At 66.8% G+C, this 268-nt stretch carries 1 protein-coding gene; it reads right to left on the minus strand.

Features of this window, described 5'->3' with window-relative positions:
- The coding region (locus tag CVH10_RS20960) for a hypothetical protein (protein ID WP_219924926.1) at window positions 1-268 on the minus strand (268 nt) is incomplete at both ends.

Raw genomic sequence — 268 nt, forward strand, 5'->3', positions numbered from 1 at the left:
CACCACGGTCGCCAGGGCCCAGGCGGCCCCTGCGACAATCCCCACCAGAATGGCGCGCCAGTCCTGCAGCGCATGGGCGGCCAGCGTCATCCAGGCCACGCCGACAAAGGCGACGCCCATGCCGATCAGCGCCCCGCGGCTCAGCCGCTCGCCCAGAATGGCGAAGGCGAACAAGGAGGTGAACGGAATCCACAACTGGTTGGCCACGGTCACCGGGCTGATGTCGTGCGCCAGCCAATAGGCCGTATAGACAAGCCCATACTGGATC

This window comes from Halomonas sp. ND22Bw, from assembly GCF_003011945.1.
GTDB classification, from domain to species: domain Bacteria; phylum Pseudomonadota; class Gammaproteobacteria; order Pseudomonadales; family Halomonadaceae; genus Halomonas; species Halomonas halophila.